Below are 15,366 nucleotides of genomic sequence, written 5' to 3'. Positions count from 1 at the left end.
GGCCCGATCGTGGGCTCGGCGCGGGTCTTGTTTCACATCGGAAACGTACGTTCACGATAGAGACAGATGCATGGTAGATCGGCGTCGTTGATCGATCAACAACAGAAACCCGCAATCTAACACTTTGTTGCAATTTAATTGACTGATCAACGACGGTTTTGCCCGGGAGCGGCGCACAAGCCCCGGTGAGCCGCCAGAATCCCGCCATGCGACATGAACTGCGAGACCACACACCGCTCACCCCGCCCGCCCCACCCGAAGGTGCGCCCTGCCCCTGGGCCGACCTGCCGCCCGATGGCGACGCGCTGGCGGTGCACGATTTCCTGACCACCCTGTTCAGCCACACCAGCAACGCGCTGCGCCGCGCGATCACCCTGCCCTACGCGGAGCGCTACCAGCTCTCGGTGTCAGAGTGGCGCATCCTCTCGGTGCTGGCGCACGCCGGCACCCTGCCCTTTGCCGATCTGGTGGAGCAGGCGGCGGCCGACAAGGCGCAGGTCAGCCGCACGCTGCGCCTGCTGGACGAGCGCGGGCTGGTGGCGGTCGAAACACCGGACACGGGCACGAAGAGCCGCAAGGGCCTGGTGTGCCGCATGACCGAGCAAGGGCAGGCCTTGTACGAACAGGTGATGCCCGAGGCGCGGCGCAGCCAGGCGGCGATGATCCTCACGCTCAGCCGCGAGGAGCGCAGCACCCTGTACACGGTGCTGGGCAAGCTGCGGCGCCAGTGCGAGGCTGCGGAGGGCTGAGCGCAGAAGCGCCGGCGACGCTCAGATGTCGAGCACGAGCCGCGCGCTCTTGCAGCCCGAGACGCAAACCATCATGGCCTTGTTGGCCGCGCGCTCGGCGTCGGTGAGCACCGAGTCGCGGTGGTCAGGTTCGCCTTCGAGCACCTTGGTCTCGCACGAACCGCAGATGCCCTCTTCGCAGCTGAAGGGCACGTCGGCCTTGATCTCGATCAGGCGCTGGTGCAGCGTCGTGTCCGGTGTGACCTCGAAGGTCTGACCGCTGCGGCGCAGCTCGACCGTGAAGCTCTGCTTCGCGTCGGCCGAGGCGGCGATCTCGACCGCGGTGAAGCGCTCGATGTGGGCGTTGGCGTGGCCGAGTTCGGCGCAGGTCTTCTCGAAGTTGTCGAGCATCACCGCCGGGCCGCAGGCATAGAAGTGTTCCGTGGCGGCGGGCGCTCGCCGGCCCAGCAGGGCCTTGAGGTCTGGCGGACCGCCCTGCTCGTCGTCGAAATGCCAGGTGACGGGCACGCCCAGCGCCTCGATCTCGGCCACGAAGGCCGCACTCTTGCGCGAGCGCGCGAAGTACAGGAATTCAAAGCTCTTGCCGATGTCCTTGAGCCGCCGCGCCATGCACAGCACGGGCGTGACGCCGATGCCACCGGCCACCAGCACCGAATGCGTGGCGTCCTCGTGCAGGGGGAAGTTGTTGCGCGGCGCGCTGATGGTGATGCGCATGCCCACGCGCAGTTGCTCGTGCACGCAGCGCGAGCCGCCGCGGCTGGCGCGGTCCTTGAGCACGCCCACCACGTAGCGGTCGCGCTCCTGGCAGTTGTTGCACAGCGAGTAGCTGCGCACCATGCCATTGGGCAGGTGCAGGTCGATGTGGGAACCGGCTTCGAACGCGGGAAACACCACGCCCGCCACGGGCCGCAGTTCCACGCTGATGGTGTCATCGGCCTCGAAACGCAGGGTGTGGACCCAAGCCTGCAAGGTGGTGGCGTTGCTCATCGATCAGTCCCGTGTGTCAGGCGACAGCTTTGTCGAGCTGCGCCTTGGCCAAGTTGCGCAGGTGGCGGCGCAGGCGCACGATGCCCATGTCGTGCGCGTACAGGTGCTCGCGCTTGTTGGCGTCGGGCTCCATGTTCTCCACCGCCACGCGGTCCTGCTCGAGCACGTTCCAGTGGCGCTCTTCCAGCCGGTTCTTGTACAGGAAGCGCCAGGTGTCGCGCTGCCAGCCGTCCACCTTGCGGCAGCGCCAGTGGAACACGCCGGAGCTGCGGTTGCTGATGGGCGTGTAGCTGCCGATGATGGTGAAGTTGCCGCCAGGGCCGCCGGTCTTGGGGTACGGGATTTCCAGGCGCATGACGTGGATGCCCAGGTCCATCCACTCGGTCCAGTCGAAGTTGACGCCGCGCTGGCCCTTCTTCTCGAAGCAGAAGCCGTTGGGGATGTCGCGGATCTGGAACTCGGCCTGGCTGTCGCCCTCGCTCATGGTGTGCGACTGCTTGTGCAGGTACACGCCGTGCATCGGGTCCATCACGTTGTCGACCACGTAGCGGTAGTCGCCGCCCCACTCGGTGTAGCAGAGGAAGTTCGACCACTCGGGCGAGGTCAGTTCCTCGGGCAGGCGCAGCGGCGGCGCCTCGTCCAGGATGGGGTTGCTCGCGTTGTACAGAAAGATGGCGCCGGCGGCTTCAGTGGCGTGGAACATGCGCGCGGGGCGCGAGCCTTCGAGCTTGCAGCCCGGGCTGCCGGGCACGCGGGTGACGGTGCCGTCGCAGCGCACTTCGACGCCGTGGTACGGGCAGGCCAGGCGGTCGCCCAGGTTCACGCCCAGCGAGAGCGGCGCGCCGCGGTGCGGGCAGTGGTCCTCCAGCGCGTGCACCTGGCCGGCCTGGTCGCGCCAGACGGCGATCTTGTAGCCCAGGCGGCGGATCGAGATCGGGCTGTCCTTGACGAAGCCGGACGGGCAGACCGGGAACCAGAGGTCCTTGAGGCCGACTTCGAGGACGGCATCGACCGGGTCGAGCTGGACGTTGATGACAGAGGTATCCATGGACGTTTCTCCTGGCGGGTGGGCTGGGGATCGATCGGTGGCGCTCAGGCGCCGAGGCGGGCCATTTCCTGCTGGAAGGACGCGGCGGTCCAGCGCTGGCCGTTGGGGCCCGAGGGACCCGCGTCGTTGAGGTAACTCACCAGGCCGTCGAGGTCGTGGATGCCCTGGGCATAGGCCCGCTCGATCGAGTCGCCCAGCAGGCCCTCGTAGTTGGTGGGCGGCGCGGTGCGCGCCTGGTGGGTTTCGTTGTACAGGTCAGGGGTGCGCATGGAAGAGTCTCCTTCGGGTCATTCCGTGGGGGGCTTGGGCTTGTCGGTCATGAACTTGCCGCTGGGCGCGGGCGCGTTCACCTGGCGGCGGGTGTTGCCGTCGATGCCGCCCTTGATGGCCCATTCGGCGAACACGGTGGGGCCGGGCGTGAATTCGCGCGGCTGCCAGTCGGCGGTGAGTTCGTCCTCGTCGGTGTAGTACTCCACCAGCGCGCCGGCCGGGCTCTCGAAGTACCAGAAGATGGCCGAGGAGATGGGGTGGCGGCCCGGGCCGAGTTCGGTGCTCCAGCCGCAGCGCGACATGTGCATGCCGCCGCCGAACACCTCGTGCACGTCGCGCACGGCAAAGGCCACGTGGTTCAGGCCCTTGCGCGGCTCGGGGGGCTGCAGCAGGAACAGGTCGTGGTGGCCGCCCTCGGGTGCGCAGCGCAGGAACAGGCCGCGCTCGGGGTAGCGGTCGGAGACGGCGAAGTCCAGCAACTCGGTGTAGAACGCGCCGGTGGCCTTCAGGTTGGTCACGAAGAACACCACGTGGCCGACCTCGATCGGCGTGGCGCGGTCGTAGGCCGGGCTGCGCTGGTTCACGCGCCGGCGTTCGCTCCAGGTGTTGGTGAGCGCACTTTCCACCTGCACGGGGCGCTTCTTCGTCACCTGCAAGCGGATTGCCAGGCCATTGGGGTCGGTGCAGCCCACGCGCTCGTCTCCATCCACAAAGCCGGGCTGGCCCGCGAGCCGGCTCCGGTAACGCGCCAGGCTCTCAGCGGAGTCCACACCCCACACCACTTCGCGCAGCGTCGGGTCGGGCTCGACGCCGGCGGGCAGGCCCTGGGTGTCGGAATGGGCCACCACCACGCGGCAGCCGTTGAGCGATTCGAACGTCAGTGCCTGGGGGGCTTCTTCGACCAGCGTAAGCCCCCAGTCCAGGAAGAACTGGCGGCAGCGTGCCAGGTCGGTGGCGCCGAAGGTGATCTGGTCAATGCCCAATACGCTCATCTGTCGTCCTTGAAGTGCCTGACCGCAGCGACGAATCAGACGTTTCTTTAGTAAACCCGTGTTTCTTACTTGAAACGTTTTGAATTCTACCGGCAAATGCCAGGCATGGGAAGTGGCTTCGCACAGTAATTTGCTCGGTCTTGTGCCCAGCCGCGCCCCAGGCGCCCGCTGCCCGCCCGCGTGCATCCCTCCCCGGCAGCACGGTCAGCCGGTGGGTGGCCGGGCTCAGCCGCCTGCGGGACGGCCGCCGTCGGTGGACAGCGCTTCGGCCCGGTGCACCGGCATGTCCCAGCCGCGCTGCCGGCTGGTTTCGGCCGAGATGTCGATGCGCGGCGCGTGCGTGACCACGTTGCCGAAGATGGTGGCGAACGAGGCGTCGGCCGCGTCGCGCCCGGTGCCGATGCGCACGAAGCCCATGGGAATGGCCGTGCCCGAGGGGTCGAAGATGTACCAGCGGTGGCCGATGTAGGCCTCCACATAGGCGTGGAAGTCGGTCGGCCCCAGCGCCGGGTCGGCGCCGAAGTCGATCGCGGTGGTGAAGCGCTCGGGAATGTTGAGCGCGCGACAGAAGGTGATCATGAGGTGCGCGAAATCGCGGCACACGCCCTTGCGGTCATTGAGCGTGTCCAGCGCCGAGGTCATGGAGTTGCTGGTGTTCGACTCGAACCTGACCTGCCCCTGCACCCACTGCTGGATCGCCTGCACACGGCGGTAGCCCTGCGGCATCTGGCCAAACAGCTCGATGGCCATGGCGGTGACGCAGTCGGACTGGCAGTAGCGGCTGGGGTAGATGTAGGCCAGCGCATCGGGCGGCAGCTGGGCCACCGGCGTCTCGAACACGCTGTCGGGCTGTGAGACGTGGTGGTCGATGTCGAGCGTGGCGCGGTAGCGCAGCGTCAGCGGCCCCGGGCTGGCCGTCAGGCGCAGGGTGCGCGTGCGCGTGGCGGGGTCGGTGTGCATGACCAGTGGCACGGGCTGGCTCACCTGCAGTTCCTCCCACACGACGCTCTGCTGCGGCGCATGCGCGGCCTGCACGTTGAAGATGAAGTCCGCACCGGGCGCGTTGACGCCATAGAGCAGATCGATGGCGAGATGAATGTGGACCATGAGGGGCATCATGGGGGCAAACGCCTGTCGCCGCCGGGCTTATGCTGCAAAACCATGCGCGCGCTGCTCTCCACCTTTTCGCTGCAGGAGTTGCGCCACCACCCCTGGCGCAATGCCTCGGCCGTGGTGGCCGTCATGCTGGGCGTGGCGCTGGCGTTTGCCGTGCACCTGATCAACGCGTCCGCCCTGGCCGAGTTCTCCAGTGCCGTGAGCGCCGTCAACGGTGAGCCCGACCTGGAGCTGCGGGCGCGCCAGGGCGCGCTGGACGACCGCCTGCTGGCACAGGTGGCCGCGCACCCCGGCGTGGCGCTGGCCAGCCCGGTGCTGGAGCAGCCGCTGCGGCTGGCCGCACCCGACGGTGGCACACCCGTGGCCGCGAAGCTGCTGGGCGTGGACGCGCTGGTGGTCGCGGGCCCCTCGCCCGCCCTCATGCCGGTGGCCGATGAAGCCCCCGCGGGCGGGTCGGGCACAAGGCGCTTCGACCTGTTCGCGCCGGACGCGGTGTACCTCAACGCGGCGGCGCGGCAGCGCTTCGCGAACCAGCAGGCGCTGCCGTTGCCGGCGGGTCTGGCTTTGCCCGCGCTGCGCATTGCCGGGCGGGTGAATGCGCCGGGCGCGCCGCTGCTGGTGATGGACGTGGCCGCCGCGCAGGCGCTCACGCAGCGCGTGGGCGAACTCAGCCGCGTCGACCTGCGCCTGGCGCCCGGCGCGCGCGCCGACGCGGTGCTGGCCGCGCTGCAGTTGCCGCCGAACGTGATTGCGCAGCGGCCCGAACAGGCCGGCGAGCGCGTGAGCAACCTCTCGCGCGCGTACCGGGTCAACCTCACGGTGCTGGCGCTGGTCGCCCTGTTCACGGGTGCCTTCCTTGTGTACTCGGTGCTGGCGCTCTCGGTGGCGCGGCGCCAGCCGCAGTTTGCGCTGCTGGGCGTGCTCGGTCTCTCGGCGAACGAGAGGCTGCGGCTGGTGCTGGCCGAGTCCGCCCTGCTCGGCCTGCTGGGCAGCGCGCTGGGCATTGCCCTGGGCACGGCGCTGGCCGCGCTGGCGCTGCGCCTGCTGGGCGGTGACCTGGGCGGTGGCTACTTCCCGGGCGTGGCGCCACCGCTGCGGTGGAGCCCGCTGGCGGCCCTGGTGTACCTGCTGCTGGGCGTGGCCGCTGCGCTGGTGGGCGGCTGGTGGCCGGCGCGCGCCACCGCGCGCATGGCGCCGGCGCTCGCGCTCAAGGGGCTGGGCGCGCCCGCGCCAGGCGGCGCGCGACGGCACACGCTGGCGCTGGGCCTGGTGGTGCTGGCCGGCGCGCTGGCCTGGGCGCCTCCCGTGGCCGGCATCCCGCTGGCGGCCTATGTGTCGGTCGGTCTGCTGCTGGTCGGTGGCATTGCGGCGCTGCCGCTGGCCGTGGGCGCGCTGCTGGACCGCATCGCGCCGCACATCGCGCGCCATGCCCTGCCGGTGCTCGCGGTGGAGCGCGCGCGCCGCCTGCGTGAGACCGCCGCCGTGGCCACCAGCGGCGTGGTGGCCAGCCTGGCGCTGTCGGTCGCGCTCACGGTGATGGTGGCGAGCTTTCGCGATTCGGTCACGCAATGGCTGGACGCGGTGCTGCCCGCGCAGCTGTATGTGCGCAGCGCGGGTGGCGGAGGAGACACGAACCACCTGCAGCCCGACTTCGTGGCGGCGGTCGCGCGGGTGGAAGGCGTGGCCCGCGTCGACACGCTGCGCGCCACGCCGGTGCAGCTGGACGCGGCGCGACCCGCTGTCACGCTGCTCACGCGCCCGCTGGAGGCCGCACCCGGGCGCGCGCTGGGCCTGCCGCTGGTGGGCAACCCCCTGCCCGTTCCCGACGGCGCGCAAGCGGTGCCGGTGTACGTGAGCGAAGCCATGGTGGACCTGTACGGCGCACACCCTGGCACCTGGCTGCCCGATCTGGCGCAGGCCTTTGCCGGGCCGCAGGCGCGCGGCGTGCGCTTTTTCGTGGCCGGTGTGTGGCGCGACTACGCGCGCCAGCACGGCAGCGTGGTGATGGGCCGCGCCGACTTCGTGCGCCTGACCGGCGACACGCGCGTGAACGACCTCGCGCTGCACCTACAGGAAGGCACAGACGAGAACGCCGTGCGCGAACGCATCCGCGCGCTGGCCGCGCAGTACGGTGCCGAAGACCGGATGGAGTTCGCCTCGGTCGGCCAGATCCGCGCCACCTCGCTGCGCATCTTCGACCGCAGCTTCGCCGTCACCGTGTGGCTGCAGGCGGTGGCCATCGGCATCGGCCTGTTCGGCGTGGCCGCCAGCTTCAGCGCACAGGTGCTGGCGCGGCGGCGCGAGTTCGGCCTGCTGGCCCACCTGGGCCTCACGCGCGGGCAGATCCTGGGCGTGGTCGCGCTCGAAGGCCTGGCCTGGACGCTGCTCGGCGCGCTCGCCGGCCTCGCGCTCGGCCTGGCCGTGAGCCTGGTGCTGGTGCACGTCGTCAACCCGCAGAGCTTCCACTGGACCATGGACCTGGTGCTGCCCTGGGCACGGTTGCTCGCGCTGTGCGCCGCCGTGGTGGTGGCCGGCACCCTCACCGCCTGGCTGGCCGGCCAGGCGGCGGCTGGCCGCGACGCGGTGCGGGCGGTGAAGGAGGACTGGTAAGCCGCAAGCCTACGAAAGCAGGTTCGATTGGCGCGCCTGATCGCCAAGCCGGTTGGGTGGCCCAGCGGACATTGACTCAACGAGCGCCACCTGTCGCGGCAGGCAGTACCGTTTGAGGTCATAGCGCTCGCAGACCCGTTGACGTGCCTGCCAGCCCAGCCGTTCGCGCAGCTCGGCGTTCGCGAGGAGGCGCTCGATGGCGTTCACCAGCGCCTGTGAATCGAAGAAGTCCACCAGCAAGCCCTGCTGTCCATCGTCGATCGCCTCGCGCACCGGCGCGGTGTCGCTGCCCACGATGGCGCAACCGACGCTCATGGCTTCCAGCAGGCTCCAGCTCAACACAAAGGGATAGGTGAGGTAGACGTGAACCGTGGAGAGTTGCAGCGCGCGCGTGAAGGCATCGCGCTGCAACCGGCCCACGAAGTGCACACGCCGCGCATCCTCGGCCGCAATTTTCGAGCCCATCTCGGCGAACATGAACTCGCGCCAGTTCCGGTGTGACTGGGGAGCCGAGCCATAGCTCACCCCGTCTTCTCCCACGATGAGCACGTGCCCCTTCGGACGCGCGCGCAGCAGCGCCGGCAGCGCGCGCATGAAAACGTGAAACCCGCGGTAGGGCTCCAGATGGCGGGCCACGAAGGTGATCACCTCATCGCCCCTGCTGAGCTCGACGCCATCGGTCAAGCGCACCTCCACCGCGGGGGCCGGCTGTAGCGCGTCGGTATCAATGCCGTCGTGCACTACCTCGATGCGCTCTCGCCATGGGGATGGAAAACGGCTGGCTTGCCAACGCGTGGGACTCACGAGCAGATCGGCCTGACCCAGATGCGCTAGGTGGTTGAGATTTTTCATCTGCAGACGACACATCTGCTCGCCAGCATCTCCCCGGGAAGAAAACTCCGGATCGAACCCCATGTCCGCCCCTTCGGGTGCGTAGAAGAATTCACCATAGAGAACCAGCCTGGCCGCAGGCCACAACTGCTTGAGAAACAAGGACTCACCCCAGCCCGGATGGGCGTAGATCACGTCCGGCGAAAACCCCTCGCCATCGAGTTGCCGCGCCTTGCGCCAGCATGCTTCGCCGCGGATGGTCTTGGTCTCTATGTCCGCCACCCAGGGATGGACCCCTGGCGTGGTGCGCCCCTTGAGGGCGTATCCGTGCACGCTGACGCCGCGCCAGCGCACGAGCCCGGGCGACCTGGCGACCCGCAGCGCCACCACCTCGTGACCCCGAGCGGCCAGCGCTGGAGCCAGGTGAAGAAACTGCCCGGGGAAATTCTGATGAACAAACAGTATTCTCACGAAGAGGCCCCCATCGGGATGCTCCACATCTGGCCCGTCAATCGATCCATCTCGGCATGGATCTCTTTGCTGAACGTGCGCTCGGCCTGCGCGCATTGGACCTGCAACTGAATTGCCTTGCATCTTTCGCGATAGACGTCCGTTCCCAACATTTGATCCAGCGCTTTATCCAAGCCGTGGGATGCACGCCTCGGCTTCAGGCAAATGCCCAAGCCTTGCTCATGCAGTCGTTGCGCAACCATTCCTTTTTCGATGTCGGTGGGAATGACGATCTGCGGAATGCCTGCCAGCACAGCGCGCGTTGCGATGCCGACGGACCCATAGCTCACAACAAAAGACGCCTCCCGGAACACGTCGTTCAGGTCCAGCGGCTGTGCATGGACGCTGATGCCGTGTTCTTTCATGAAAGGCAAATGGCCAGAATATCCGGGCCAGAAGCAAAGCGTGGACACCTTCCTTCGCGCCAGGGCATGCAGCAACTGCTCGGCAACGATGGGCTCCCTGACATAGACAAAAGCGCGGGTGCGCGAAGGATCTGATGGTTCACCAGGCCACGAAGCATGGGCCGGCGTTGAGGACCGCGAGAGAAACGGTGCGTAAACGGCATTCTCTCGGGCGCCATAGGGATCGGTTTGTGGAAGGCAGTCCAAAAGTTGCCTCGGGTACGCAAGCACCTCACGCAGAAAAGGCGCAGGGCCTTGATGTCCAAGCGTTGCGATCACCCGCGCGATGGCGGCATCCACCGCAGCAACTTCAGCCGCCTCCGCCACAGAGATCTCCCCCGTTCTGGAGCGGAATCGCCCCAGACCCTGGCGTGTCGGTGGCGGGGCGTCAAAGCCACTGCTGATCTGCAACGCGGGTATGCGGAGAACACAAGCGGCCAGCGATGCGACTGGAGCGTAGTCCAGCACAACCGCTGCCGGCTTGGTCAGTTGGCACAGATTGACCCAGGCCTGCATGCTGTTTCGCAGCCATGGCTCATCGGTCCAGCCCTGGCCGGACAGCACCCCGGCGAAGGAGGCGGCTTGGGCGTTCGGGTGGTGGCGTCCCTCTCGGGCCGCGCAGCGCACCACCACCTTCGCACAGGGTATGCCCGCCAACGCCTCGGCAAACTGATTTCCCAGCACATGCGACACCGCAAGAATCGCCTCGCGCTGCTGCTCACGCAGCAACTCGACAACGGCCTTGATGCGCAGCAGATGCCCGAGGTTGCCGCCTTGTTCCCAGGCGATCAGGATCGGCCGGGCGCCCTCAGCCTGAACCGTGGGTCTGCCTGAGAAACGCCCGGAAGCAGGCCATGGTGCGCCCGTCACTGCCAACTGGCCGCGATCTGCGTGCCGAGCGCGTCGGCTCGCTGCTGGTCCAGCGTGAACTGACCCATGGGTGGTGGTGAGAAAGCCGCCATGGCGGAAACGAGACTATCAACCTGGCTCTTGATCAGGGCCTCTCCACCCATCGTCCTGAACTCGTCGATGCGGTGCTCATCCTGCGCCTGACTACCTTGCGGGTACCAGCGGGGGACGGTGATCGAGTCAGTGGTGCCGATGATGCTCACGCGCAGGTCGTTGCCCACCTGTTCGAACCACAACTGCTCTCGCGCTACGTCGGCTCCGAACTGGACGATGTCTTGATCGGAGAGCCAGGTCTCGGACCCGCCTGTCACGAGGTCAGCGCCGCCGCCGCGGCCGAACAGAATGGTGTCGTTGCCGCTGCCCCCCACCAAGGTGTCATCCCCGGACCCGCCATCGAGCATGTCGTTGCCGTTCCCCGCGACGATGACATCGTTTCCGCCCAGCCCGTTGATGGTGTCGTTGCCATCCCGGCCATACAGTACGTCGTCTCCTGTACCGCCGGCCAACTGATCGCCAATGCCCCCGCCATTCGTGAAGACCTGCAATCGGTCAATCATCCCTTGCACCGTCAGCTCGACCTCGTCTTCTCCAAACACGTACCGAGAGAAGCTGTAGTAACCCTCTGGTCCATCCGAAAGAAAGAAGCCTTCCACCCACACCGTGGACGCCTCGGGTTCGCTCCGGTGAATGATGCCGAGACTGTCGTCATTGCGCACAAACGCCAGGTCCTCCAGTTCTATGTCGGGGAACAGAAGGGTGTCGTCTCCATCTTCATCATGGACATAAACGGAGTCGATGCCATCGCCCGCGCGATAGACGACCGTATTGCTTGCGAAGGCGGAGAGCGCGATGAAGTCGTTGCCAATGCCGCCTTCGATCCAGGCAGTGGACCCCGCATTGGCCATGGAGTAGATCCAGTCGTCGCCAGCGCTCCCCAACATCACGGTATGCGTTACCCCGTCGGGCCCGAGTGCCTGCGCCATCAGCGTGTCGTTCCCGGCTCCGCCGTCCATCGTGCCGGCTGCTCGGATCAGGTCAGAACCTTCGCCACCGCGCAGCACGTCGTATTGGCTCTCACCGCCCAACGTGTCATCGCCAAGGCCTGCTTCGACCACAGTGCCCCCTTCGTCACTGAACACCTCAATCTCATCGCCCCCCGTGGTCCCGACCACGGTGTCAAATCCGACAGCAGTTACGGCTTCGATTTGGTCGTCAAATTGGGCCACGTCCAGGGTACCGCCATCGCCAAAGATGATCACACGGTCATGGCCTCCACCTTCGTGCTCAACGATCACGTCGTCCGGTTCGATTGCCCAGTACGTGTCGTCCCCCGCTCCGCCCACCAAAGTGTCGCGACCCGCACCACCTTCCATGAAGTCATTGCCGTCGCCACCATAGATGACGTCGTCACCGTCCAGCGCGTAGAAGGTGTCGTTGCCATCCCCTCCGTACATGACATCGTTGCCCATGCTGCCCACCATCTCATCGTCGAATGCCGTGCCGTGAATGCCTTCCTGCTCTGGATTCACATGCAACGTGAAGAGCCGTTCGGCTGTGGCACCTGCGCTGTCGGTCACCGTCACCCGAAGCGTCAGCTGTCCAGTGTCGCCACCGCCGGGTTGACCGCTCAGTTCTCCCGTCACGGGGTCGAACGTCAACCAGGCAGGCAAAGGGGACGCATCTGCGGTTTCGACCATCACGCTGTGGGAGTCACCAACGTCGACGTCCTGCACAGCGGCCGCTGACAACGACCAGGTCAATGGCTGACCGACCGTGACCTGCACATCGACCAGCGCACTCAACTCGGGCGCGTCGTTGGTGTTGTGCACCTCCAATGTGAACTGCTGCGTAGCGCTCTGGGTTTCGTTCAGAACGGCCGTGATCTGCAGATCAAGCACGCCGACGTCCTCATTGCCGGGCGAGCCCGACAAGGTCCCGGTCACCGGGTCAAACTGCAACCAGGAAGGCAGGGGCGTGCTGCCATCACCGAGGCGCAACTCGTAGGTGGGCACAAGATCGCCCTCGACATCAAATGCCGTGCCAGGGATCTGGAACGACCATGCGTCGTCTTCCAGCGCCACCACCGCTCCGATGGCCTGCGCCACCGTGACCGTGGGCTCTTCCGCCGGCCGCGGCGGTGCGATGTCCAGCATCTGCTGCAGCGTCCACACCGTGCCGTTCGAGAATTCGAAGCGCTCGACGCCCACGCCTTGTGGCGCATCGGAGTCGGGCACAACCACATGGGCGCCGCCCGCACCGCCCCAGCTGATGGACAGTGCCAGCTGCTGCCCATCGTCGGTGTCCACCACGGTCCATGCCATCTGCAAGGCTTGAGGTGTCACGCCGGAGCCGAAGCGCACCGTATCCACCACCGCCGACAACGGGTCAACCTCATCCGTCATTGCGGTGCCGTCGTAGATCGTGTCCCAACCCGGGTCTGCGGCATCCAGCGCGTACACATCGGCGCCCGCGCCGCCATCGAGGTGGTCGCTGCCATCGCCGCCGTGCAGGTAGTCTTCTCCCGCGCCGCCCAGCAAGGTGTCGTCGCCAGCGTCACCCATCAGGTAGTTGTCTCCTGCATTTCCGATCAGCAGGTTGTTCAAGGCGTTGCCTTGTCCGGAGAGGCCTTCGGAGCCCGTCAAGGTGAGCCCTTCCAGGTTGTCACCCAGGGCGAAAGACGTACCCGACAACACCATGTCGTTGCCTTCGCCGGCATGTTCGACGACCTCGTCTTCATAGTCGTCGACGACGTACGTGTCGTCGCCAAGACCGCCCTCCATCCGGTCCGCCCCTGCGGCACCATCCAGAAGGTTGTTGCCGGCGTTGCCGATGAGCACGTTGTTCTGGGCGTTCCCCGTTCCGTCGATGTGAGCCGTTCCCAGAAGGGTCAGGTTCTCCACGTTGGCGGACAAGGTGTGGCTGACATGGGCCTGAACCGTGTCCGTGCCTTGCCAGGCGTGCTCGATGACCACATCGCCGGCGTCGTCCACCACGTACGTGTCGTTGCCAAATCCGCCCATCAAGGTGTCTGCACCCAGGCCACCGTCCAGCGTATCGGCGCCCAGGCCACCCACCAGGGAATCGTCGGCCGCGGTGCCTGACAGCTGCAGATCCGGCGGCGCCGGCTGCTGCGCAAGCAGCTGAAGCAGCGCCGCGGTCTGGTATTCCGAGCCGTCCGCGAACCGGAACAGCTCGATGCCAGGCAGGGATACCCCGCTCACCGCATCGGCCAGGGGAATGAGCGCTTCCAGAAAGAAGGTTCCATCGTGGAACAGCTGCAGCACAACGGACTTGTCGTACACGCTGGTGCCGTCGTCCACGTTCTCGTCGATGATCCGGTACGTCAGGCGCGGCAGTTCGATCGATGCGTCGAACTCCACCACGTCCGAGTTTTGACGGGAGAGATCCCCACCATAACTCTCGAACCACTGGGCTGCCGCCCAGTCGTGCTCCGGCAATGGGATGAAGCGCGCCAGATCCTGGATGCGATCGACCACGCTCTCTTCGAATCCGATGACGTAGGTATCGGCGCCCGCCTGCCCATCGAGGAAATCCGCACCAGCGCCACCAATGATGACGTCGTTGCCATCGGTACCCATGACAGTGTCATCTCCCTCGCCTGCGTCCACCCAGGCGCCCAAGCCACGGAAGTAGTGGTCGGACACCTGGCCGGAGTAGTGGGTCAAATCGAGATATCCCCAATCACGCTCGATGCTCCAATCGCTTGTCCAACCGCCTCCCCCGTTCGAACTGCTTCCCAACAGAATCTGATCGTTGCCTTCACCGGTTTCCACCGAGCCACGGAACAACACCGGGTAGGAGGTTTCATTGCCGTATTGGTCGATGCTCACCTGCATCTGAGCGAGGTCGGGCCGCACAACATCGTCGCCCTGCGTGCCCACAATGCGTTCCTGGACTGCGCTGTCTTGAGCGTGCGTGACCGTCTCGATGCGGGTCGTGGTCGTCCAGCCTACCTGTCGGGTCTCCACGGAGGGCGGCGTTTGCGTACCGACAAAGCTTGCCCAGTAACCCACCAACTGCCCGGTGGCACTGAGAACGTTCTCTTCACTACCCGCGATCAGAACCCCGTCGTACGCAACACCGGAATTGATGGGCACAAACACCCTCTGCACTTGCGTGGTGCCCGGGTGGTTGATCGTCTCGAACACCGGCGTGCGCTCAACGATCTCCCTGTCCTCCGACCGCGTGGATGTCCGAAGGTAGGAACCGTGCTCATGCACTTGACCTTCAGTCATGGTGGTCGCAAGTACTTCCACAGAATCAGGCGTTGCCAGTGCCGCGGCACCCCAGGTGTTTGGACCCTGATATCGCTGCCCCAGACTGCCCAGCTGCGCAAGCTGAACATCAAGGAACGCATCTCTGCGCGCCTGCAGCGACCCGGGCACCTCAGGTGAGGGAGCGTCGATCAGTTCCGAGACCAAAAGCTGTTGCCCGTTCCGATCCACCACCCTCATATCCAGCAGCGCCTGCGTCTTTCCGCTCGCGCTATGCAGCATGACCGAGTTCGACGCGTCCTGCCGCACGAGAATGCCGCCCTGGTGCCAGGTCGCAGAGAGGCCTGCCATGTCCGCGTCGATGAACGCGAGCTCCCCGAGCTCGGAATCGTGAACCAGCACGGTATCGTCGCCGTCGTCCCTGCCGAAGATGTATCGATTGCTGCCTCCAGACCCCTCCAGCACATCGTCACCCAGACCACCGCGCACGGTGTCATTGCCATAGCCACCCAGCAAACGGTCGTTGTTGGCCGTGCCATTCAGGGTTTGATCCGAGTAGGCATCCGAGCCACCCGTCGCGTCGCCGTCGAACTGCCGGCTCTGCAGCCAGTCCTCCCAGGCGGCCCGGTCCTTGCTCGTGCCGTCACTGAACCGCAGCTCCTGGATCAGCTCCGCCAGGCCTGGCGCAAGCACCATGGCCGGGCC

General features: G+C 66.5%; 10 protein-coding genes. 2 read left to right on the top strand and 8 right to left on the bottom strand.

Annotated features, from left to right (window positions below):
• Positions 1-206 precede the first annotated feature (206 nt).
• The gene (locus AB7P10_RS03885) at positions 207-749 is read left to right on the top strand and encodes a MarR family winged helix-turn-helix transcriptional regulator (protein ID WP_428292534.1); all 543 of its coding nucleotides are present in this window, start codon (positions 207-209) and stop codon (positions 747-749) included.
• A gap of 21 nt (positions 750-770) precedes the next feature.
• Here the strand turns inward: AB7P10_RS03885 and AB7P10_RS03880 are convergent, their stop codons facing one another.
• The 5 genes from AB7P10_RS03880 to AB7P10_RS03860 form a co-directional block, all read right to left on the bottom strand.
• On the bottom strand, positions 771-1,736 hold the full coding sequence (locus tag AB7P10_RS03880; protein ID WP_428292533.1) for a PDR/VanB family oxidoreductase: 966 nt from the start codon (positions 1,734-1,736) through the stop codon (positions 771-773).
• Between the two features lie 16 nt (positions 1,737-1,752).
• On the bottom strand, positions 1,753-2,784 hold the full coding sequence (locus AB7P10_RS03875) for a Rieske 2Fe-2S domain-containing protein (protein WP_428292532.1): 1,032 nt from the start codon (positions 2,782-2,784) through the stop codon (positions 1,753-1,755).
• A gap of 44 nt (positions 2,785-2,828) precedes the next feature.
• Positions 2,829-3,053 carry a recombinase-like helix-turn-helix domain-containing protein gene (locus AB7P10_RS03870; RefSeq protein WP_428292531.1) on the bottom strand — a complete coding sequence of 75 codons (225 nt, stop codon included), beginning with the start codon at positions 3,051-3,053 and terminating at the stop codon, positions 2,829-2,831.
• Between the two features lie 18 nt (positions 3,054-3,071).
• Positions 3,072-4,046 carry a VOC family protein gene (locus AB7P10_RS03865; RefSeq protein ID WP_428292530.1) on the bottom strand — a complete coding sequence of 325 codons (975 nt, stop codon included), beginning with the start codon at positions 4,044-4,046 and terminating at the stop codon, positions 3,072-3,074.
• A gap of 225 nt (positions 4,047-4,271) precedes the next feature.
• Positions 4,272-5,153, bottom strand: coding sequence for a transglutaminase-like domain-containing protein (locus AB7P10_RS03860; RefSeq protein WP_428292529.1), 882 nt, complete (start codon positions 5,151-5,153; stop codon positions 4,272-4,274).
• Between the two features lie 54 nt (positions 5,154-5,207).
• On the opposite strand from AB7P10_RS03860, the gene AB7P10_RS03855 reads away from it, so the two are divergent.
• Positions 5,208-7,772 (top strand): FtsX-like permease family protein, encoded by a 2,565-nt coding sequence (locus AB7P10_RS03855; RefSeq protein WP_428292528.1) that lies wholly within the window; start codon positions 5,208-5,210, stop codon positions 7,770-7,772.
• Between the two features lie 9 nt (positions 7,773-7,781).
• On the opposite strand, the gene AB7P10_RS03850 is transcribed toward AB7P10_RS03855, so the two are convergent.
• From AB7P10_RS03850 to AB7P10_RS03840, 3 genes are read right to left on the bottom strand one after another with little or no spacing between them, the layout of a single operon-like run.
• The gene (locus AB7P10_RS03850) at positions 7,782-9,101 is read right to left on the bottom strand and encodes a glycosyltransferase (protein WP_428292527.1); all 1,320 of its coding nucleotides are present in this window, start codon (positions 9,099-9,101) and stop codon (positions 7,782-7,784) included.
• Positions 9,071-10,387, bottom strand: a complete 1,317-nt coding sequence (locus AB7P10_RS03845; protein WP_428292821.1) for a glycosyltransferase — start codon at positions 10,385-10,387, stop codon at positions 9,071-9,073. Before AB7P10_RS03845 ends, AB7P10_RS03850 begins: the two co-directional genes overlap by 31 nt.
• Positions 10,384-15,357, bottom strand: a complete 4,974-nt coding sequence (locus AB7P10_RS03840; protein WP_428292526.1) for a putative Ig domain-containing protein — start codon at positions 15,355-15,357, stop codon at positions 10,384-10,386. The genes AB7P10_RS03845 and AB7P10_RS03840 overlap by 4 nt, the downstream gene beginning before the upstream one ends.
• Between the last annotated feature and the right edge of the window lie 9 nt (positions 15,358-15,366).

It is taken from the genome of Hydrogenophaga sp., from assembly GCF_050182545.1.
In the GTDB taxonomy this organism is placed as follows: Bacteria; Pseudomonadota; Gammaproteobacteria; order Burkholderiales; family Burkholderiaceae_C; genus Hydrogenophaga.
The sequence above is the reverse complement of the archived record's forward strand: the minus strand, read 5'-3'. Positions and strand labels throughout refer to the sequence as shown.

Coding starts and splice junctions, on each gene's coding strand:
- AB7P10_RS03885 (WP_428292534.1), top strand. CDS start 207: ATGCGACATGAACTGCGAGACCACACACCGCTCACCCCGCCCGCCCCA.
- AB7P10_RS03880 (WP_428292533.1), bottom strand. CDS start 1,736: ATGAGCAACGCCACCACCTTGCAGGCTTGGGTCCACACCCTGCGTTTC.
- AB7P10_RS03875 (WP_428292532.1), bottom strand. CDS start 2,784: ATGGATACCTCTGTCATCAACGTCCAGCTCGACCCGGTCGATGCCGTC.
- AB7P10_RS03870 (WP_428292531.1), bottom strand. CDS start 3,053: ATGCGCACCCCTGACCTGTACAACGAAACCCACCAGGCGCGCACCGCG.
- AB7P10_RS03865 (WP_428292530.1), bottom strand. CDS start 4,046: ATGAGCGTATTGGGCATTGACCAGATCACCTTCGGCGCCACCGACCTG.
- AB7P10_RS03860 (WP_428292529.1), bottom strand. CDS start 5,153: ATGGTCCACATTCATCTCGCCATCGATCTGCTCTATGGCGTCAACGCG.
- AB7P10_RS03855 (WP_428292528.1), top strand. CDS start 5,208: ATGCGCGCGCTGCTCTCCACCTTTTCGCTGCAGGAGTTGCGCCACCAC.
- AB7P10_RS03840 (WP_428292526.1), bottom strand. CDS start 15,357: ATGGTGCTTGCGCCAGGCCTGGCGGAGCTGATCCAGGAGCTGCGGTTC.